The organism is Candidatus Clostridium helianthi, assembly GCF_045310795.1.
GTDB classification, from domain to species: domain Bacteria; phylum Bacillota; class Clostridia; order Clostridiales; family Clostridiaceae; genus Clostridium; species Clostridium helianthi.
This window is the reverse complement of the sequence record NZ_JBJIAB010000179.1, coordinates 1-278: the sequence shown is the minus strand read 5'-3', so window position 1 is coordinate 278 and position 278 is coordinate 1. Positions and strand designations below refer to the sequence as shown.

General features: G+C 61.5%; 1 protein-coding gene. It reads right to left on the bottom strand.

What is annotated here, in order from left to right; all coding sequences use genetic code 11:
• Positions 1 to 72: 72 nt before the first annotated feature.
• Positions 73 to 278: hypothetical protein (locus tag ACJDTP_RS27710; protein WP_406763037.1), on the bottom strand; the 206-nt coding region annotated here is incomplete at its 5' end.

Here is a 278-nt window from a genome sequence, read left to right as displayed (position 1 = left end):
GCCCATGAGCTAGGGCGCGGGCCCGGTTCAGCGATTTGCTCTCGTCCATCCACTGGACCATGCCCAGCGGGGTCAACGGCGGACCCCTTCATAGGCGACCTTCGCAACCGCTTCGGCCAGCGGCATTCCAGACGCCTCAAGCGATTTCACGCGCTCGAAAACGGCTGGGGTCGTGGAGTAGAGGGTGGCCGAATAAGGATCGAGGACGAGGCGAGCGATGAACTTCGCGTCAGGCCCCATAATCATCATTTCGGAGTATTCCCGGTCCACCACCTTCA